The 19,555-nt window shown below is 75.1% G+C and carries 18 protein-coding genes; 2 read left to right on the forward strand and 16 right to left on the reverse strand.

Translation table 11 applies throughout. The annotated features are described in order from the left end of the window. Window positions 1-178: 178 nt before the first annotated feature. From PHY01_RS04150 to PHY01_RS04155, 3 genes are read right to left on the reverse strand one after another with little or no spacing between them, the layout of a single operon-like run. The gene (locus tag PHY01_RS04150) at window positions 179-1,357 is read right to left on the reverse strand and encodes a glycosyltransferase (protein WP_218029993.1); all 1,179 of its coding nucleotides are present in this window, start codon (window positions 1,355-1,357) and stop codon (window positions 179-181) included. Between the two features lie 44 nt (window positions 1,358-1,401). Continuing rightward, entirely contained in the window at window positions 1,402-2,388 is a 987-nt protein-coding gene (locus tag PHY01_RS26965) for a DMT family protein (RefSeq protein WP_218029994.1), read from the reverse strand. Next, the gene (locus PHY01_RS04155; protein WP_170183622.1) at window positions 2,385-3,095 is read right to left on the reverse strand and encodes a DUF998 domain-containing protein; all 711 of its coding nucleotides are present in this window, start codon (window positions 3,093-3,095) and stop codon (window positions 2,385-2,387) included. Before PHY01_RS04155 ends, PHY01_RS26965 begins: the two co-directional genes overlap by 4 nt. Before the next feature lie 193 nt (window positions 3,096-3,288). On the opposite strand from PHY01_RS04155, the gene PHY01_RS04160 reads away from it, so the two are divergent. Then, window positions 3,289-4,161, forward strand: a complete 873-nt coding sequence (locus tag PHY01_RS04160; RefSeq protein ID WP_218029995.1) for an alpha/beta fold hydrolase — start codon at window positions 3,289-3,291, stop codon at window positions 4,159-4,161. A gap of 7 nt (window positions 4,162-4,168) precedes the next feature. After that, window positions 4,169-5,221, forward strand: coding sequence for a glycosyltransferase family 4 protein (locus PHY01_RS04165; protein ID WP_141277174.1), 1,053 nt, complete (start codon window positions 4,169-4,171; stop codon window positions 5,219-5,221). 22 nt (window positions 5,222-5,243) lie between these two features. Here PHY01_RS04165 and PHY01_RS04170 read toward each other — a convergent pair whose 3' ends face one another. The 13 genes from PHY01_RS04170 to ftsZ form a co-directional block, all read right to left on the reverse strand. Next, window positions 5,244-5,894, reverse strand: a complete 651-nt coding sequence (locus PHY01_RS04170; RefSeq protein ID WP_141277175.1) for a hypothetical protein — start codon at window positions 5,892-5,894, stop codon at window positions 5,244-5,246. Then, window positions 5,891-6,775, reverse strand: coding sequence for an RluA family pseudouridine synthase (locus PHY01_RS04175; protein ID WP_218030004.1), 885 nt, complete (start codon window positions 6,773-6,775; stop codon window positions 5,891-5,893). The genes PHY01_RS04170 and PHY01_RS04175 overlap by 4 nt, the downstream gene beginning before the upstream one ends. A gap of 37 nt (window positions 6,776-6,812) precedes the next feature. Then, window positions 6,813-7,364, reverse strand: coding sequence for a signal peptidase II (gene lspA, locus PHY01_RS04180; RefSeq protein ID WP_246085690.1), 552 nt, complete (start codon window positions 7,362-7,364; stop codon window positions 6,813-6,815). Window positions 7,365-7,378: 14 nt separating this feature from the next. Next, window positions 7,379-8,857, reverse strand: coding sequence for a potassium/proton antiporter (locus tag PHY01_RS04185; RefSeq protein WP_141277177.1), 1,479 nt, complete (start codon window positions 8,855-8,857; stop codon window positions 7,379-7,381). A gap of 22 nt (window positions 8,858-8,879) precedes the next feature. Then, complete coding sequence (locus PHY01_RS04190) at window positions 8,880-9,644, reverse strand: class I SAM-dependent methyltransferase (protein WP_141277178.1); 765 nt, start codon at window positions 9,642-9,644, stop codon at window positions 8,880-8,882. A gap of 184 nt (window positions 9,645-9,828) precedes the next feature. Next, a complete protein-coding gene (ileS, locus tag PHY01_RS04195; RefSeq protein ID WP_141277179.1) occupies window positions 9,829-12,969 on the reverse strand; it encodes an isoleucine--tRNA ligase in 3,141 nt (1,046 codons plus the stop codon). A 274-nt stretch (window positions 12,970-13,243) separates the two neighbouring features. Then, window positions 13,244-14,581, reverse strand: a complete 1,338-nt coding sequence (locus PHY01_RS04200) for a hypothetical protein (RefSeq protein WP_141277180.1) — start codon at window positions 14,579-14,581, stop codon at window positions 13,244-13,246. A 70-nt stretch (window positions 14,582-14,651) separates the two neighbouring features. Further along, window positions 14,652-15,545: a DivIVA-like cell division protein Wag31 gene (gene wag31 / locus PHY01_RS04205; protein WP_141277181.1), complete on the reverse strand. Its 894-nt coding sequence runs from the start codon at window positions 15,543-15,545 to the stop codon at window positions 14,652-14,654. Between the two features lie 56 nt (window positions 15,546-15,601). Next, window positions 15,602-15,886 carry a YggT family protein gene (locus tag PHY01_RS04210; RefSeq protein ID WP_141277182.1) on the reverse strand — a complete coding sequence of 95 codons (285 nt, stop codon included), beginning with the start codon at window positions 15,884-15,886 and terminating at the stop codon, window positions 15,602-15,604. Between the two features lie 3 nt (window positions 15,887-15,889). Continuing rightward, complete coding sequence (locus tag PHY01_RS04215; protein ID WP_141277183.1) at window positions 15,890-16,570, reverse strand: cell division protein SepF; 681 nt, start codon at window positions 16,568-16,570, stop codon at window positions 15,890-15,892. A gap of 61 nt (window positions 16,571-16,631) precedes the next feature. Then, window positions 16,632-17,366, reverse strand: coding sequence for a YggS family pyridoxal phosphate-dependent enzyme (locus PHY01_RS04220; RefSeq protein ID WP_141277184.1), 735 nt, complete (start codon window positions 17,364-17,366; stop codon window positions 16,632-16,634). Further along, entirely contained in the window at window positions 17,363-18,064 is a 702-nt protein-coding gene (pgeF, locus tag PHY01_RS04225; protein ID WP_246085691.1) for a peptidoglycan editing factor PgeF, read from the reverse strand. The genes PHY01_RS04220 and pgeF overlap by 4 nt, the downstream gene beginning before the upstream one ends. A gap of 38 nt (window positions 18,065-18,102) precedes the next feature. Beyond that, on the reverse strand, window positions 18,103-19,458 hold the full coding sequence (ftsZ, locus tag PHY01_RS04230; protein WP_141277186.1) for a cell division protein FtsZ: 1,356 nt from the start codon (window positions 19,456-19,458) through the stop codon (window positions 18,103-18,105). Window positions 19,459-19,555 lie beyond the last annotated feature (97 nt).

Below are 19,555 nucleotides of genomic sequence, written 5' to 3' on the forward strand. Positions count from 1 at the left end.
CGGCCCCCGACAGTTCCGGCGCTCCGGTACCGCCCCGCGCCGAATGCGCTGCTCACCCCGCCCGGCGGCGTGTCGGCCCCGCCCGGGCGCACCCCCGCGCCCCGCGCGCACGGTCGACGGTGCGCGCCGGGCCGGCCGGTGCGCGCCGGCCGTGGGGCCGTGCCGGACGGCGCGGGGTTCAGGCCGCGCGGACGGCGCCGGCCTCGCGGCGCCCGAGCAGTCGCTGGTAGATCCCCTCGAACGTGCTCAGGGTCGCCCCGAGCTCGTGGGCGGCGACCAGGTCGCGGCTGGCGGCACCCATCCGGCGCCGCATGTCGGCGTCGCCGACCAGCGCGGCGAGGCGGGTCGTCAGCTCCGGCACGTCGCCGGGGGTGTAGAGCCAGCCGTTGCGGCCGGGGCGCACCAGGTGCGGCAGGGCCATGGCGTCGGCCGCGATCACCGGGGTGCCCGCGGCCATCGCCTCCAGCGTCACCAGGCTCTGCAGCTCGGCGATGCCGGGCATGCAGAAGACCGAGGCGCGCTGGTAGGCGGCCACCAGCTCCTCCTCGGAGACGAACCCGCGGAACGACGTGCGGGTGCCGATGCCCAGCTCGGCGGCCAGACCCGTCCACTCCTCCCGCATGACGCCCTCGCCGATGATCTCCAGCTCGGCGCGGTGGCCCGCGGGCAGCGCGGCGAAGGCGCGCAGCAGCTCGTCGACCCGCTTCTCCTGGTCCATCCGGCCGACGAACAGCACGCGCACCGGGCCGTCGCGGTCGGGCTCGGCCCCCCGGTACCGGGCGGCGTCGATGCCGCAGGACACGGCGAGCGAGCCGGTCATCCCGGTGGCCTTCTCCAGCAGCTCGACCGCGCGCGGCGTCGGCGCCGTGACGACGTCGGCGTGCCGGTAGATGAGGTTCATGTCCCACCAGCCGATCTTGGTCACCGGCTTCTGCAGCGGCCGGGGGACGCGGGCGTGCCCGACCAGGTTCTCCGGCATGAAGTGGTTGGTGGCGACGATCGGGGTGCCGGCGGCGCGGGCGGCGTGCACCAGCCCGCGGCCGACCGGGAAGTGGCCCTGCACGTGCAGCACGTCGGGGGCGATCTCGGCGAACAGCCGGGCCGTGCGCGGCCGGGTGGTCCACGGCCAGGCGACGCGGAAGGTCGGGTGGCTGAACCAGCGGTGCGACTTCACGGTGTGCACGGTGACGCCGTCCTCGACGCGGACGGCCGGGGGACCGTCGTGCGAGGGGGCGACGACGTGCACCTCGTGGCCGCGCGCGGCCAGTCCGGCGGCCAGCCGCGAGGAGAAGCGCGACAGTCCGTTGACGTCGGGCGCGTAGGTGTCGGCGCCGATAAGGATGCGCAGCGGCTTCACGGGGGGTGATCCTCTCGGATGCGGTCGGGCGGGCCCGACGCGGGTCACGGGCGGGGAGCGGGCCGCGGCACCGCGGCGGGATCGTCGGAGGGGGCGGCCGGGGCCTGCCCGGCGGGAGCGGAGGGGTCGACGGTCCGGGCCGCGGCGCGGGCGCGCCGGGCGTCGGGGTGGTAGCGGGCCAGGGACACGACCCCGGCGGCCGCGGCGGCGGCGCAGCCGAGGAGGACGGCGGCGGCGACGCCCGAGGTCGCGGGCCCCTCGCCGAGCAGGACGATGCCGAGCAGGACCGCGACGATGGGGTCGACGACGGTGAGGCAGGCGATGACGACCTCGGGCGGGCCGGAGGCGAACCCCTGCTGGATGAGCCAGCCGCCCACCAGCAGGGCCACCCCGATCCCGGCGGCGGTGCCGAGCAGGCGGGGGTCGTTCCAGGCGACGAGCCCGGTGGTGACCTGCAGCGACAGCGCCCGGACCAGCGCCGACACCAGCCCGAACGCGACGGCGCCCGCGGTGACGTAGGCGACGCACCGCAGCCATCCCCCGGTGACCAGGGCGATGCCGACGAGCACCAGGATCAGGGCCGTGCTGATGCCGCCCGCGATCAGGGTGGCGAAGTCGGGCACGCGGGTGGCGCTGGTGGAGTTGGCCGCGATCGTGACGAAGGACGCCACGCCCGCCACGCTCAGCGCGACCCCGAGCAGCACCCCGCGGCCGGGGCTCTCCCGGGTGCGCCGCGCGGTGAGCAGAACCGCGATCGGCACGGCGAGCACCCCGATCGGCTGGACGACCGACAGCGGGCTGAGCACCAGCGCGACGGCGTGCAGGCCGGAGCCCGCCACCGCGGCGGCGAGCCCGAGCAGCCACCCGGGGCGGCTGACCAGCGTGCGGAACGCCGCCAGGCCCAGCCGGTTGCCGTCGGTGGACACGTCGTCGACGGCGTCGTGCTGCAGGGTGGCGGCCACCGCGAAGCAGCCGGCCGCGACCACCGCCAGCGCGATGGCCGGGGTGGACGCCAGGAGGGTGGGGCTCACGCGGCCCCCCCGCAGCCGGCGGGGCCCCGCAGCGGCACCGGCGCGGGCGGGTGGGCCGCCGACACCGTCGACGCGGCCCGGGCGAGCACCACGAGCAGCACCGCCGTCAGCACGAACATCAGCCGCTGCACCGTCCCGATACCCGGGAGCGCGGGCCCGAGGCCGAACCCGACCGGCGCCTGCCCGGCCAGGAAGACCAGGGTGAGCAGCCCGGACACCGCGGCCCAGCGCCGCAGGCCCGGCACGACCGACGCCCAGTGCGCGTCGCGCGCCCCGGACCGCGCGACGAGCGCGACGATCACCGGGAGCAGCCCGAACACCACGGCGCCGCCGAGGCGGTGCACCCAGGCCGTGACGGTGACCGGGGTGCCCGGGACGTTGGTCGGGAACACCGCGACGACCGTCAGCGCGGCGGCCCAGACGACCAGCACGGACCCGACCCGGCGCGCACCGGGCAACCGCGCCGCCCCCAGCCCGGCGGCCAGCACCAGCCCCGCCACGGCGAGGGCGACGGCGCTCACGCCGATCAGCGCGTACCCCCCGGCGACGGCGACGTAGTCGCTGATCGGGGCGGTGACCGGGTCGACGGCGGTGGAGCCCAGGAGGTGCAGCAGGCCCATCGGCACCAGGGCGACGATCATCGCACCGAGGACCGCGGAGTCCCCGGCCCATGCGGCAGGCGCCGCGGACCTACCGATCGTCGTCATGATCCCACCGTGGCATCCCGAAGCTGAGACGTACATCAGGATCACTACCGAGTGGCATCGGGGTTCACCCCGAAACACGCACGTCACGGCAGTGTTCTCCGACTCGTGGCCCCACCGACGCCGTACCGTGATCCGACCGTATCCTGCGCGGCCGGCTGTCTGCGGGTCCAGGAGGCCACCTACACTCCGCGCGGTGGCCAGCCTCCCCTCCGCATCGCGCTCGGAGCGTCTGCCGGGCCGTCGTCACGAGGTGGACCTCCCGACGGGGATGGTTCCGTACCGCACGTACGGCGACGTCACCGCCCCTCCCCTGGTCATGCTGCACGGCCTGCGCGGCGACCACCACGGCCTCGTGCCGATCGTGTCGCACCTGTCCGGTTTCCACGTCGTCGTGCCCGATCTTCCCGGCTTCGGCGAGGCCCCACCCCTGACGACCGGCAGCCACGACCTCGCCGGGTACGCGGCGTGGACCCGCGCGTTCGTCGCCGCGGTGGCCCCCGGTGCGGCGCTGCTCGGGCACTCGTTCGGCTCGATCGTGGCGGCCGCCGCGGTCGCGGACGGGCTGCCGGTGCGGGCGCTGGTGCTGGTCACGCCCGTCGCCGGGTCGGCGCTCGCCGGGCCGCGCCAGGTCATGACGCGGGCCACGGTGCTGGTCCACCGGCTCTGCGCCGCGCTGCCCGAGCGGACCGGCACGGCGGTGCTGCGCAGCAGGCTGTTCACGCGGGTCGCGAGCATCGCGATGGTGAAGACGCCCGACCGCGCGCTGCGGCGCTGGATCCACGCCGAGCACGACCGATGGTTCGGCGGGTTCGCCGACCGGCGGGTGCTGCTGGAGGCGTTCGGGGCGTCGGTGTCGCACGGGGTGGACGAGTCGGCGGCGCGGATCCTGATACCGACGCTGCTGGTCGGCACCACCCTCGACGACATCACCACCCCCGCCGAGCAGGAGCGCCTGGCCGCGCTCTTCCCCGACGCCCGGCTGGAGATGCTCGACGGCACCGGGCACCTGGTGCACTACGAGCGGCCCGACGCGGTGGCCGCGCTCATCGGGCGCTTCCTGACGTGAGGGTCCCGTGAGGATCGCCGTCGACTGCCGCTACGTCCGCGTCGACCACCACGACGGCATCAGCCGCTTCACCGCGGGGCTGGTCGCCGCGCTCGCCGAGCTGCACCCCGTCACCATGCTCATCAGTGACGAGCGGCAGCTGCGGATGCTGCCCGACCTGCCCTCGTTCCGGGTGAGCGGGCCGACCAGCGTCCGGGAGCCGCTGGTGGCCCGGCAGGTCAACCGCCTCGCCCCCGACGTCGTGTTCAGCCCGATGCAGACCATGGGCACCTGGGGCCGCCGCTACGGCCTGGTCCTCACGCTGCACGACCTCATCTACTACCGCCACAGCACGCCCCCGCGCGACCTCCCCGCCCCGATCCGGCTGCTCTGGCGGCTCTACCACCTCGCCTGGTGGCCGCAGCGGGTGCTGCTGGACCGCGCCGACGCCGTCGTCACGGTCTCGGCGACGACGGCCGGACTCATCGCGGAGCACCGGCTGACCCGCCGCCCGGTGACGGTGGTGCCGAACGCGGCCGACCCGCTGCCCCCCGCGTCCGGCACCCCGGGCAGGCGGCTGGTCTACATGGGCTCGTTCATGCCGTACAAGAACGTCGACACCCTGGTCCGGGCGGCGGGCCGGCTGCCCGGCCACGAGCTGCACCTGATGAGCCGGGTCGCCCCCGCCGAGCGGGCACGGCTGGAGGCGCTGGCGCCCGCGGCGCGGCTGGTGTTCCACGACGGCGCCTCCGACGCGGAGTACGCCGCGGCACTGCGGGGCGCGACGGCGCTGGTGTCGGCCTCGCGCGACGAGGGCTTCGGGATCCCGCTCGTCGAGGCGATGGGGGTGGGCACGCCGGTGGTGGTCAGCGACATCCCGGTGTTCCGCGAGGTCGGGGCCGACGCGGGCGCCTACGTCGACCCCGACGACGTCGACGGCTTCGTCGCGGCGATCGGGGCGCTGGACGATCCCGCGGTGCGTGCGGCCCGCGGCGAGGCGGCCCGGCGGCGGGCGGAGCACTACTCCTGGGCCAACAGCGCACGCACGTTGCTCGACCTGCTGCAGCGCACGACGCCCTGACCCCCGCCCCGGGCGGGGCGCCTCAGCCGCGCGGGGGCTCGCCGTCGTCGGGCAGGGGGTCGGCCGCCCGCGTCTGCTCGGGGAGCAGGGGCGCCAGGGCCAGCTCCACCGGTCGGGCGTCGGGCGGGGCGGCGTGCACCGCCCGGACCTCCGGGCGGGTGCCCAGCGCGTCGAGCGCCGCCCGGTCGCCGCGGACCACGAGCGCGGCCACGCACGCGCACGCCGGATCGGCCAGTGCCGCGGCCTCCGCCGACGCGACGGCGGCCGGGCGGCCGGTGAGCCGGGCCGCGTCGGCCTGCGCGGCGGCGACGGCGCGGTTGCGGGCGAGGTCGACGGTGCCCAGGTCCTCGAACCGCAGCGCCGTCTGCACCCGCTCGATCGGCACGCGGAACACCGCCGTCACCGGCTGCGCGCCCGCGACCACGTCCACCGCGGCGGGCCCGGCCAGCCCGGCGCGGAACTGCACCAGCGCGTAGGCCGCCTCCCCGGGGCCGGGGAGCTCGGCGGGGATCCGGGCGAGGTAGGCGTCGACGGCCTCCCCGGCGTCGGGCCCCAACCGCACCGATCCCGGGGTGGGCCCGGGGGTCGCGGGCTCGAAGCGCGACCCGGCGTACCAGGCCGTCAGCAGGGCGACGACCAGGCACCCGGCCAGCACGGCGAGGCGGGGTCTCACTCGCGCAGCAGGTCCAGGGCCGCGGCGAGGTCGGCCGGGTAGGGGCTCGTGTAGGAGACCCACCGCCCGTCGCCGGGGTGCTCGAACCCGAGCTCGTGCGCGTGCAGCCACTGCCGGTCCAGCTTCAGCCGCTTGGCCAGCGTGGGGTCGGCGCCGTAGGCGAGGTCGCCGACGCAGGGGTGGCGCAGGGCGGACAGGTGCACCCGGATCTGGTGGGTGCGCCCCGTCTCCAGCCGCACGTCGAGCAGCGACGCGGCGCGGAACGCCTCGATCGTGTCGTAGTGCGTGACGCTCGGCTTCCCGTCGGCGACGACGGCGAAGCGGTAGTCGTGCTTGGGGTGCCGGCCGATCGGGGCGTCGATGGTGCCGCTGCTGGGATCGGGGTGCCCCTGCGCGACGGCGTGGTAGCGCTTGGACACCGTCCGCTCCTTGAACGCCCGCTTGAGGACGGTGTAGGCGCGCTCGGAGGTGGCCACGACCATCACGCCGGTGGTGCCCACGTCGAGCCGGTGGACGATGCCCTGCCGCTCCTCGGACCCCGACGTCGAGACGCGGTGGCCCAGCGCGGCCAGCCCCCCGACGACGGTGGGCCCGGTCCAGCCGGGGCTCGGGTGCGCGGCGACGCCGACGGGCTTGTCGACCACCACGATGTCGTCGTCGGCGTGCAGCACCGTCAGGCCGTGGACGACCTCGGGCGGCGCGGAGATGGTCGTCGGGCCCGCGGGCTCGGGCAGCGTGACCTCCAGCCAGGACCCGGCGACGAGGCGGTCGGACTTGCCGGCGGCCCGGCCGTCGACCTCGACCCGGCCCTCCTCGGCCAACCCGGCCACCACGGTGCGCGACATGCCGAGCAGCCGCGCCAGCCCGGCGTCGACGCGCATCCCGTCGAGTCCGTCGGGGACGGGGAGGCTGCGCAGGTCACTCACCGGCGGTCTCCGTGGCCGAGGACTCCTTCTTCGACGGCGTGCGGGTGCCGTCGAGCTCCCGGCCGAGCAGCGCGAGCACGACCAGCAGCGCGCCGCCGCAGACGATGGAGGAGTCGGCGAGGTTGAACACCGGGAAGACGCGACCGTCGGGGGCGAACGGCGACACGAGGTCGACGACGTGGCCCTGCAGCGGCCCGGGTGCCCGGAATATGCGGTCGACGAGGTTGCCCGTCGCGCCCCCGAGGATGAGCCCGAGCGCGATTGCCCAGCCGGTGGAGCGCAGCTTGCGCGACACCCGGATGATCACGACCACCACCCCGAGCGCGATCAGCGACAGCACCCAGGTGTAGCCGGTGGCCAGCGAGAACGCCGCACCCGGGTTGCGCACGAGCTGCAGGTTGATCAGACCCCCCAGCAGCTCGACGGGCTCGCGGCCCTCCAGCAGCGCCACACCGATCGCCTTCGTGGCGATGTCGGCGGCCAGGATCAGGACCGCGATCAGGGCGAGCAGCCGGACACGGGGGGCGGTTGCGGGGGCACTCACCCGGCCATCATCCCTCAACGCGGGGTGCTGCCGCGCCAGCGGGCCAGGCGTCCGCCCGCGTCGACGGCCCGGATGCGCGCCTCCGTCGCCTGCCGCACCCCCGACGTGGCGACGACCAGCAGCTGGTCGCGCTCGCGCAGCCGGGTCCCGCCGTCCGGGGTGAACGCCTCCCCGCGGCGCACCACCAGGCTGACCGTCGCCCCCACGGGCAGCCGCAGCTCGCGCAGGTAGACGCCCTGCAGCCGCGACCCGACGGGCACCCGCACCTGGATCAGGTCGGCGCCGAGCTCGTCGAGCGGGGCGGCGTCGACCTCGATCCGCTGGGCGTCGACGGCCTGGGTCACCCCCAGCAGCCGGGCGACGGCGGGCAGCGTCGTGCCCTGCACCAGCGTCAGCACCACGACCAGCACGAACACGACGTCGACGAGCATGCCCGCGCCGGGCGCGCCCTCCGTCAACGCGATGAGGGCGAGCACGATCGGGACCGCGCCGCGCAGACCCGCCCAGGACAGGAAGGCCTGCTCCCGCCACGGCACCCGGAACGGCGTGGCGGCGACCAGCACCGACAGGGGGCGGGCCGCCAGCACCAGTACCAGCCCGGCGACCGCGGCGGGGGCCACCGCGTCGAGCAGCCGGCCCGGGGAGGCGTAGAGCCCCAGCAGCACGAACAGCCCGATCTGGGCCAGCCAGCCGGTGCCCTCCGCGAAGGACTGCACGCCGCCGCGGTGGGGCAGGTCGGAGTTGCCGAGCACGAGCGCGCAGACGTAGGTGGCGAGCAGGCCGGAGGCGTGCGCGAACTGCCCGCCGGAGTACGCCAGCACGCACACGGCGATCGCCGCCAGCGGGTACAGGCCCGTCGACGGCAGGGCGGCCCGGCGCAGCGCCCACGCCCCGCCGAGCCCGAGCAGCACCCCGATCGCGGCCCCGGCGCCCAGCTCGTAGACGACCAGGACCGGGGTGAGCCAGGTGATCGGGTCGGCGGCGGCGAGCAGCAGCACGGCGAGCACGACCGGCGCGTCGTTCATCCCGGACTCCAGCTCCAGCGCACCGGCGAGCCGCCGCGACACCCCGACCCCGCGCAGCACGCTGAACACCGCCGCCGCGTCCGTCGAGGACAGCACCGCGCCCCACAGGAACGCCGTGCGCCACTCCAGGTCGAGCAGCACGTGCAGCGACACCCCGACCACGCCGATGCTGACGACCACCGCCACCGTCGACAGCGCGATGCCGACCCCGAGCGAGGGCCGCACCGCGTCCCACCGGGTCGTCAGGCCGCCCTCGATGAGGATCAGCACGAGCGCCGCGAGCCCGATCGACTCCGTCAGCAGCGCGTCGGAGAACTCGATGCCCAGCACCGACTCGCCCAGCAGCACCCCGATGCCGAGATAGAGCAGCAGCGAGGGCAGCCCCACCCGGACGGAGACCCGCACGGCGAGCACACCGATCAGGACGACGGCGGCCGCGACGCCGAGCACAGTCTCCAGATCGGGCATATCACCTCCGCTGGAGTCGACTCTAACTACCCGCGTCCCAGGTGAGCGTGGCGGCGTGCCGCGGGCGGGGCGGCGTGGCGGCGAGCGCGGCGGCGACGTCGGGCTCGCGGTCGGGGGGCAGGCACAGCCGTCGCGTCACCCAGGCGGGGTCCTGCTTGGGCGGGGTGCGCCGCTCCCAGCGCCGCACCCGTGGTGCGATCCCCAGCTCGCGCAGGACGGCCACGGCGTCGTCGGTGGTGGCGGGCGGTGGGCGGTGCAGGCCGTGGAAGGTCACCCACAGCCCGTCGAGCCAGGCCATCGGGTGCTCGTCGAGCATCTCGACGACGACCCCGCGCCGGGCGGCCGCGGTCAGCGCCGTCACGAACGGCGGCAGGTCGACGACGTTGTGCAGCACGTGGTGGCTGACCACGACGTCCGCGGTGCCGGCCTGCTCCGCGACGTCGGGCCAGCGGCCGAGGACGGTGCGGAACGGCACACCCCGGGCCGTCGCCTCGGCGGCGAACAGCTCGAGCATGTCGGCCTGCCGGTCGTTCGCGGTGACGTGGGTGGCCGCCCCGGTGAGCGCGAGGCAGGCGTCGCCGCCGCCCGCGCCGACGTCGAGCACCGTGCCGCCCGCGCCGAGCAGCGCCAGGCCGGCGCGCCGCGACGGGGTGTCGGCGGGGACCGCGGGCGGGGTGAAGTAGGACGGGTCGTGCTCCCACGGCGGGGCCGGGGCCTGCGCGAGGATCCCCGGCGGGATGCCCCGCCCCTCCTGCAGCTCCGCCCACCGCCGCGCCACCGATCCCACGACGGCACCCTAGTGGCCCGTTCGACCGCCGGCACCCGTCGCGGGGTGGCGTCGTCGCCCACCCCGGATCGCAGTGGGGTGGCTCCACTCCCGTCCCGTTGCAGTGAAGCCACCCCACTGCGACCAGGGGGCGGGGGCGAGGCGGGGGCGAGGCGGGGTGGGGGCGAGGCGGGGTGGGGCGGGGTCAGGCGCGGGTCACGTGCACCCTCAGGGGGGTCGCGGTGGTGTCGGGGGCCGTCACCGAGCCGACGAGGGTCGGGTCCGCGACCTCCCCGTACCCGACCGAGGTCGCCAGCACCTCGCCCGCCACGAACCCCTCGTGGGCGCGCACGGCGTCGAGCACCGGGGGGGCGGCGTCGAGGACGAGGGCGATCCGGTCGGACACCTCGAGCCCGGCGTCGCGCCGGGCCTGCTGCACGACCCGCACCACGTCGCGGGCGGTGCCCTCGGCCGCCAGCTCCGGCGTGACGGCGGTGTCCAGCACCACCAGCCCCGACGAGCCCGGCAGCGCGAGGGTCTCGTCCGCGTCGGCGGCGACCAGCCGCTCGGTGAACTCGCCCTCCAGCAGCGTGATGCCGCCCGCGGTCACGGTGCCGTCGGCCGCCTGCTCCCACTCCCCCGCCTTGACCGCGCGGATCACCTTCTGGGTGTCACCGCCCAGGCGCGGGCCGCAGGCGCGGGCGTTGACGGCCAGCTCGAACCGGCCGTGCGCGGCCACGTCGGTCGTCAGCACCACGTCCTTGACGTTGACCTCGTCGCGCAGGACGTCGGCGAAGGGCTCCAGCGCGGCCGCGTCGGCCGCGGCCACCGTCAGCCGGGCCAGCGGCAGCCGCACCCGCAGCCGGCGGGCCTTGCGCAGCGACAGCGCCGACGACGCCACCTGCCGCACCCGGTCCATGGCCGTGACCAGTGCGTCGTCGTGCGGGAGCTCCCCGGCCGCCGGCCAGTCGGTCAGGTGCACCGACCGCCCCCCGGTGAGCCCCTGCCAGATCCGCTCGGTGGTGAGCGGCAGCAGCGGCGCCGCGACGCGCGCGGTCACCTCCAGCACGGTGTGCAGGGTGTCGAGCGCGTCGGCGTCGGCGTCCCAGAACCGCTCGCGCGAGCGGCGCACGTACCAGTTCGTCAGCACCTCGGCGTGGTCGCGCACCTGCTCGCAGGCGCCCGCGATGTCGTGGACGTCCAGGGCCGCGGTCACCGCGTCGACCAGCGACGCCGTCTTGGCCAGCACGTACCGGTCGAGCACGTGCGTCGAGTCGGTGCGGGTGACGGGGGTGTGCCCGGCCGCGTAGAGCGACAGGAAGTACCAGGTGTTCCACAGCGGCAGGATCGCCTGGCGCACGCCCTCCCGGATCCCCTGCTCGGTGACGACCAGGTTGCCCCCGCGCAGGATGGGGCTGGACATGAGGAACCAGCGCATCGCGTCGGAGCCGTCGCGGTCGAACACCTCGGTGACGGCCGGGTAGTTGCCGCGCGACTTGCTCATCTTCGTGCCGTCGTCGCCCAGGACGATCCCGTGCGCCACGCAGTCGCGGAACGCCGGGCGGTCGAACAGGGCCGTGGCCAGCACGTGCAGGGTGTAGAACCACCCGCGGGTCTGGCCGTTGTACTCGACGATGAAGTCGCCCGGGTAGTGGTGCTCGAACCAGTCGCGGTTCTCGAACGGGTAGTGCACCTGCGCGAACGGCATCGAGCCCGACTCGAACCAGCAGTCGAGCACCTCCGGCACCCGGCGCATCGTCGAGCGCCCGGTGGGGTCGTCGGGGTTGGGGCGGGTCAGCTCGTCGACGTAGGGCCGGTGCAGGTCGGTGGGGCGCACGCCGAAGTCGCGCTCGAGCTCGTCGAGGGAGCCGTAGACGTCGCGGCGCGGGTACGCCGGGTCGTCGGACTCCCACACCGGGATGGGCGAGCCCCAGTACCGGTTGCGGGAGATCGACCAGTCGTGCGCGCCCTCCAGCCACTTGCCGAACTGCCCGTCCTTGACGTGCTCGGGCACCCAGGTGATCTGCTGGTTCAGCTCCACCATCCGGTCGCGGATCGCCGTGACCTGCACGAACCAGGAGTCGACGGCCCGCTGGATCAGCGGGTTGCCGCAGCGCCAGCAGTGCGGGTACGGGTGGTCGTAGGTCTCGTGGCGCAGCAGCACGCCCTGCACGAACGGCGCGCCGTCCTTGAGGTCGCGGATGATCTGGTGGTTGGCGTCGAACACCTGCATGCCCGCGTACGGGGCCACGCGGGCGTCGAACTCGCCCTTCGAGTCGACGGGGACCACGGCCTCGATCCCCGCCGCGTCGGTGACGACCTTGTCCTCCTCGCCGAAGGCCGGCGCGATGTGCACGATGCCGGTGCCGTCATCGGTGGTGACGTAGTCGGCCGCCAGGACCACGTGCGCGTGCGGCCAGCCGGCGAAGAAGTCGAACGGCGGGGTGTAGGACAGGCCGAGGAGGTCGGCGCCGCGGTAGGTGCCGAGGACCTCCGGCTCCTCCCCCAGCTCGCGGGCGTAGGCGGCGACGCGGGCGGCGGCGAGCAGGTAGCGCTCCCCGTTCGCCGCGACCAGGGCGTAGTCGACCTCGGGGTTGACCGCCATGGCCAGGTTGGACGGCAGCGTCCACGGGGTGGTCGTCCAGATGAGGGCGAGCGCCCCGTCGAGATCGGACCCCGGCGCCGCGAGGCGCAGCCCGACGGTGACGGCCGGGTCCTGCCGGTCCTGGTAGACGTCGTCCATCTTGGTCTCGGTGGCCGAGAGCGGGGTGCCGTCGTGCCAGCAGTACCAGAGCACGCGGAAGCCGGAGTAGACCAGGCCCTTGTCCCACAGCGACTTGAAGGCCCACATGACCGACTCCATGTAGTCCAGGTCGAGGGTCTTGTAGTCGTTGTCGAAGTCCACCCAGCGCGCCTGGCGGGTGACGTACTCGCGCCACTCGTCGGTGTAGCGCAGCACCGACTCCCGGCAGGCGGCGTTGAACGCGGCCACGCCCATCTCGTCGATCTCGGACTTGTCCTTGATCCCGAGCTGCTTCTCGGCCTCGACCTCGGCGGGCAGGCCGTGGGTGTCCCACCCGAACCGGCGCTCCACCCGCCGCCCGCGCATCGTCCGGTAGCGCGGCACGACGTCCTTGACGTAGCCGGTGAGCAGGTGCCCGTAGTGCGGCAGGCCGTTGGCGAAGGGCGGGCCGTCGTAGAAGACGAACTCGTTCGCGCCGTTCTCCCCGGCGTCCCGGGCCTCGACGGACGCGGCGAACGTGCCGTCCTCGGCCCAGAAGTCGAGGACCTCGCGCTCCATCTCGGGGAAGGACGGGTGCGGCGGTACGGCGGGGTAGCCGGTCATCGGTGGTGCTCCCTGGCGGTGTGGTCACGTGCGGCTCGTGCTGCTGCCTGCACGGGGACGACGCCCGCCCGGATCGGACGTGCACCGCGGTACCACCCCGCTTGCCGCGCCGGGGCGCGACCACTCGTGGCCGGCTGTGACGGGCCGTCCCGTCCGGTTCTACTCCGCGCCGCGACACGCGCGGCGCGTTTCTTCCGGAGGCTCCCCGGTGATGGCCGGATCGGTGCCTGTCGGTCCAGGGTAGCGCCGCGGCGCCACCCGGTATTCCGCGCCCCTAACGCGCGGTGGCCTGGTGGCGCCCCGCGAGCGTGCTGTCGGGCGTGCACCAGCCGCACGGGGTGAACCCGAGCTCGACGGCCTCGCGCGCCGGCAGCGGGATCAGCGCCGCCGCGACGAGCGAGCGGCAGCCGGGGACGTGGTAGCGGGGCTGCTCGTCGATGACGACCACCTCGTCGTCGAGCCCGGCGACCAGCGCCGTGACCGCGGGCTCGGCCTGCTCCTCCGGCGGGTCGGCGTCGGGGGCCGCGTCGGCCTCGGCCGCCGCGGGGGGCGTGTGGTCGACGACGGTCGACTCGGCCGGCGCGGCCGGGTCGGCGGCGACCGCCGCGGACGGGCCCGCACCGTCGCCGGACGCGGGATCGCCCGGGGGTGGGTCGGCGGGCGCGGCGTCGGCGGGCGCGGCGTCGGTGGGCGCGGGATCTGCGGGCACGCGATCTGCGGGCGCGGCATCGGCGGGCGCGGGATCGGCGGCGCCTGCTCCCCCCGCCGTCGTGTCGACGACCGCGGTCACGTCGGCGGAGCGGCCCGCAGGCGTGCCGTTCGTGCCCGCCGGACCGGCGGCGGGGACGTCGGCCCGGCGGGGCGGCTCGACCGGGCGGATGGGGCCGAAGCCCCCGGTTCCCGGTCCGGAGCCCGGGGACCTCGCCTCCGACGGACTGGTGAACAGCGACTCGGGTTCGGCGGCCGCGGCGGGGCGGGCGGCGTCCGCCGCGGGCGGATCGACGACGGCCGGGACCGCGGGACCCGGAGCCCCGGACGTCCCCGCGGCCGGCACGGGTTCGGCCGCGACGACCGTGGCGGCGCCGCCGCCGGTCCCGTCCACGGAGCCGGCGGGGGCACCGGGCTCGGGTGTGGACGCGGAACGAGGGTCGTCCGCCACGGTTACGGTGGGTGACTCGGATTCGCTCGATGGTGTGATCGGAGGGTGAGCGCCGGACGGTCCCGACGGAGAGCCGGACGGTTGCACGGCGGGCATCAGCACCGTCTGCTGGGCGTCGGAGTCGGGACCGAACCGGGGGTCGACGGCCTGGTTCGGCGCGCCGGAGGGCATCCCCGAGGGCCGGACCACCGGGATGACCTCGGTGACCGGCTCGACCTCACGGGTGCCCGGGGACGAGGAGGACGTGGCGTCCTCCGTGCCACCGGAGCCGACGGCACGGTCGTCACCGGCCTTGACCGCCGACCGACGGGAGATCCAGTCCACCGCCAGCACCGCGCCTGCGGCCAGGCTCACGGCGACCGATACCCAGGCCCAGACGATGCTGCTCGACAACAGTCCGACGAGGAGCAGCCCGAAGGCGATCATGACCAGGATCAGAACCAGCAGCAGCACTCTTCACTCCAGATGCGGCGGCGCGGTCGGACACCGCGCCGCCGTGTAGGTGTCACGGGGAGCGGTCTGGTCAGCTGCCCGCGTCGGCGCGCTGACCGTACCCGGTGGCGGCGTAGCCACCGTCCCGCGTGCTCCGACCGTCGGTCGGCGCAGCGGAGCCACGACCCTCCAGGTCCCTGAGCTGGGACTCCAGGTAGGTCTTGAGGCGGGTGCGGTACTCCCGCTCGAAGGTGCGGAGCTCGTCGATCTTCTTCTCGAGCACCGTCTTCTCACGGGTGATGCTGCCGATGATCTCGTTCTGCTTGCGCTCGGCGTCGCCGACCAGCGTGGCGGCCTTGTCGCGCGACTGGCGCTCCAGGGTCTCCGCCCTGGTACGGGCGTCGTTCAGCATCGTCTCGGCCCGCGAGCGGGCGTCGTTGACGAGGCCGTCGGACTTGGTGCGGGCCTCCGACAGCAGCTGCTCGGACTTGGTCCGGGCGTCGCTGAGCATGGAGTCGGCCTCGGACTTGGCCTCGGCGGTGAGCCGCTCGGCCATCTCCTGCGCCATCGAGAGCACCTTGGCGACCTGGACGTGGTGGTCACCGCCCTGGTCGCCCGGCTCGGCCATCTGCGGCGGCGGCGCCGACATGGAGCGCTCGGACATGGAGCGCTGGGGCTCCATGGGCGGGCGCATGGGCGGCGGCTCCACCTGGCGCTGGATCTGCTGCGTCGGTGGAGACACCGGCGCAGCCATCGCGGCAGGCGGGCGCGACCGCGCCTCCTCCAGGTCGGCCTGTGCGTTCCCGAGGCGTTGCTCGAGCTCCGAGACCTGTTCGCGCAGGTCCTCGTTCTCCTCGATCAGTCGAGCCAACTCGGCCTCGACAAGGTCGAGGAACGCGTCGACCTCGTCCTCGTTGTACCCCCTCTTCCCGATAGGGGGTTTGCTGAACGCGACGTTGTGAACGTCGGCGGGTGTCAGCGGCATCGGATCACCTCATGCAGTCCTCGGCGGCGAAACCGGGTGACTGGGGCTCACTCCGGCTACGGCTGGGCAACGCTCATCAGTATGAACACGACCAGCAGCAGAACCATAATCGACAGGTCCAGTCCTACGCCGCCGATCCTGACGACGGGGATCACTCTCCGCAACAACTTCACGGGAGGATCGGTGGCGGTGAAGATCAGCTCGAGGGCGACGGCGCTGGGCCCGGCCGGCACCCACTGCCGCGCGAAGCTGCGCACGAGCTCGGCCACGATGCGGCCGATGAGCAGCAGCCAGAAGAAGAACAGCAGGTAGTACAGGACGAACTGGATCGCGAGGGGCACGGCTCAATCCTGGCGGAAGATGCCGCGTTCTGCGAGCTTGCGGGCGTCGTCCGCGGAGACCTCGACATCGGCGGGTGTGAGCAGGAAGACCCGGTTGGTCACCTTGTCGATCGAGCCGCGCAGCGCGAACGCCAGCCCGGCCGCGAAGTCGACGAGCCGCTTGGCGTCCGCGGCGTCCAGCTCGGTCAGGTTCATGATCACCGGCTGGCCGTCGCGGTAGTGCTCCCCGATCGTCCGCGCCTCCTTGTAGCTGCGCGGCTGGAGGGTCGTGATGCGGGTGGGCGAGGCGGCCGCGCGGTCCCGCTGCTCGGGCACGACCTGCGGCGACGGCGCCACGGGCAGCCGCACGGGCTCCCTCAGGACGGCGTCGGTGTCGATGGCCAGCGCGCCGCGGACGGCCCCCGGACCGAGGCCGGTGACGCCGGCGCGGGGGTCCCGGTCGGGCGTCACGGAGCGGACCGGACGGCGGTCGCGCTCGACGCGGACCGGCTCGGGGCGCGCGGGGGGATCGTCGTCGGCGTAGGGGTCGTCGGTGTAGGAGAAGCGGTCGTCCCACCGGTCCTCGGAGTGGTCGCGCCCCCGCCGCGGAACGGGGTAGCGCTCCACCGGCTCGTCGGCGTAGTCGGCCATCTCGTCGGCCGGAACCATCCCGAAGTAGGCCTTGAGCCGGTACATCGCGCTCATCGGCGCTCCAATCGTTGCCGCTGCCCCCGACACACCGGAGGCCCGTTCCGACCTCCAGCGATCACCGCGAGGTTATCCGCCTGTCCCCCACAAGGGCCGTTCCGACACGCACCACGCCCGAACCGTGACCGATGGCGACCTCCAGGTCCCCACTCATCCCCGCCGACAGCGTCGTGGCCTGCGGAAACGCCGCCCGCAGCCGAGCCGCGGCCGCCGCGACGGCGGAAAAGGCACGCTCCGTGTCCATGCCGAGCGGAGCCACGGCCATCGTCCCGTCGAGCCGCAGCCCGGCGCACCCGGCGACGTGTTCGGCGAGCGGGAGGAGCCTGTCGAGGGGCACTCCGCCCCGATCCGGGTCGCCGTCGACGCTGAACTGGAGCAGTACGGGGAGGGGGTCGGAACGGTCACCGGCGTCCTGCGCGCGCCGGACGGCGGCGTCGAGGGCGTCGGCGAGGCGCACGGAGTCGACCGACTCGACCCGGTCGGCCCACCGGACCGCGGCGCGGGCCTTGTTCCGCTGCAGTCCGCCGACCAGGTGCCAGCGCGCGCCGGGGTGCGTCGCGGCCACCTCGGCGACCTTCGCCGCCGCCTCCTGCACGCGGTTCTCCCCGAACGCGGTGAGGCCGAGCTCCATGAGCAGCGTCACGTCCGACGCCGGCACGGTCTTGGTGACGGCGAGCAGCGCGACCTCGTCCGGCGACCGCCCGGCCGCCGCGCAGGCGTCGGCGATCCGGACACGCAGCGCCGCCAGCCGGGACCCGAGCTCGGCGCGCCGGGCCTCCCGGTCCGCGGTCATCGGGCGTCGAGCCAGGTGATGGCCGCCTGCCGCCCGGTGGGCGCGTCGCGGCGGTGGCTGTACAGGTCGCGGCTCTCCATCGTGCAGCGCGGGTCGGCCCCGACCCGGGCGACGCCGAGCGCCGCCAGCTGGTGGTACAGCCCGGCCCGCAGGTCGAGCCCGGCCGTGCCCTTCCGGGTGCGGACGGCGCTGCCCGGCAGCGCGGCGTCGACCTCGGCCGCCATCGCGGCCGGCACCTCGTAGCAGCCGCCGCACACGGCGGGCCCGAGCAGCACCTCGACGTCGCCGGTGCGGGCCCCCAGCGCCACCATCGCCTCGACGGTGGCGGGCAGCACGCCCGCCGCCGCCCCGACCCGCCCGGCGTGGGCGGCGCCGACGACCCCGGCGCGGGGGTCGGCCAGCAGGACCGGCACGCAGTCGGCGGCGAGGACGGCGATCCCGACCCCCGGCACCGCCGTGACGATCCCGTCGGTCCCGGGGAGGTCGGGCGCCCCGGCGACCGGCACGGCCTCCACGGTCGCGACGCGGACGCCGTGCACCTGCTGCAGGTAGACGATCGGCACCCCGAGCTCACGGGAGGCCCTGGCCCGGTTCGCCGCGACGGCGGCCGGGTCGTCGTCGACGCCGGTGGAGAGGTTGAACCGGGCGAAGCGCCCGGTCGAGCGCCCCCCGGCGCGGGTCGTGACGACCCGGCGCACGCGGGGTACCGGGTGCGGAGGTGTCGTCCCGACCACCGTCAGCGCTTCATGAACGGCGGAACGTCCACGTCGTCGTCCAGGTCGTCGGCCGGGGCCGGCTGCCCGAAGGACGGCCGGGGTGCCGACGGCGGGTCGGCCGGGGGCGGGGTGGACGCCGGGGGCGGCGAGTACGCGGGCGGGGTGTAGGCCGGCGGCTCGGGCGGGGACTCGACGACCGGGCGCACCGACTCGGGGCGACGCGGCTCCGGGAACGCGGACGGGGCGGCCGGGGGCGGGAGCGTCCCGGACTGGTGCGCGCCCCCGTACCCGTTGCCGGCCGCCGGGGCGGGCGCCGCGGGCGGGGCGGCGGGCGCCGCCGGGGCCGTGGTGCCGCTGACCCCCGCAGCGATGACGTTCTTGCCGCCGCCGGACCCGTAGGCCGCGGGGTCGAGCTTCTTGTGCGTCGGGCCGCCCGCCTCGAACCCGGCGGCGATGACGGTGACCCGCACCTCGTCCCCGAGCGAGTCGTCGATCACGGTGCCGAAGATGATGTTGGCCTCGGGGTGGGCGGCCTCCTGCACCAGCGAGGCGGCCTCGTTGATCTCGAACAGGCCGAGGTCGGAGCCGCCCGCGATGGACAGCAGCACGCCCTGGGCGCCGTCCATCGACGCCTCCAGCAGCGGCGAGTTGATCGCCTTGCCCGCGGCGGCCACCGCCCGGCCCTCCCCGCGGGAGGACCCGATGCCCATCAGCGCGCTGCCCGCGCCGGACATCACCGACTTGACGTCGGCGAAGTCCAGGTTGATCAGGCCCGGGGTCGTGATCAGGTTCGTGATGCCCTGGACACCGGAGAGCAGCACCTCGTCGGCGGAGCGGAAGGCGTCCATCAGCGAGACGCCCACGTCGCCCAGCTGCAGCAGCCGGTCGTTGGGGATGACGATGAGCGTGTCGCACTCGTTGCGCATCGACCCGATCCCCTCCTCGGCCTGGCCGGCGCGCCGGCGGCCCTCGAAGGTGAACGGGCGGGTGACGACGCCGATCGTCAGCGCGCCGAGCTTGCGCGCGATCGAGGCGACGACGGGCGCGCCGCCGGTGCCGGTGCCGCCGCCCTCCCCCGCGGTGACGAAGACCATGTCGGCCCCCTTGAGGACCTCCTCGATCTCCTCGCGGTGGTCCTCGGCGGCCTTGCGGCCCACCTCGGGGTTGGCGCCGGCGCCGAGGCCGCGGGTGAGCTCGCGGCCGATGTCGAGCTTCACGTCGGCGTCGGACATGAGCAGGGCCTGCGCGTCGGTGTTCACCGCGATGAACTCGACGCCCTTGAGGCCGACCTCGATCATGCGGTTGACGGCGTTGACCCCGCCGCCACCGATGCCGACGACCTTGATCACGGCCAGGTAGTTGTGCGGGGGCGTCATGCGCGGTCCCTTTCCTACAAAGTGGGGCCGGGGGATGTTTCCTGATCCGACGACTCGAACGCTAGGTCGCTGATCCGCAAGGGTCCAGCAGGCGCGC

Source organism: Pseudonocardia hydrocarbonoxydans (assembly GCF_006539565.1).
Classification (GTDB): domain Bacteria; phylum Actinomycetota; class Actinomycetes; order Mycobacteriales; family Pseudonocardiaceae; genus Pseudonocardia; species Pseudonocardia hydrocarbonoxydans.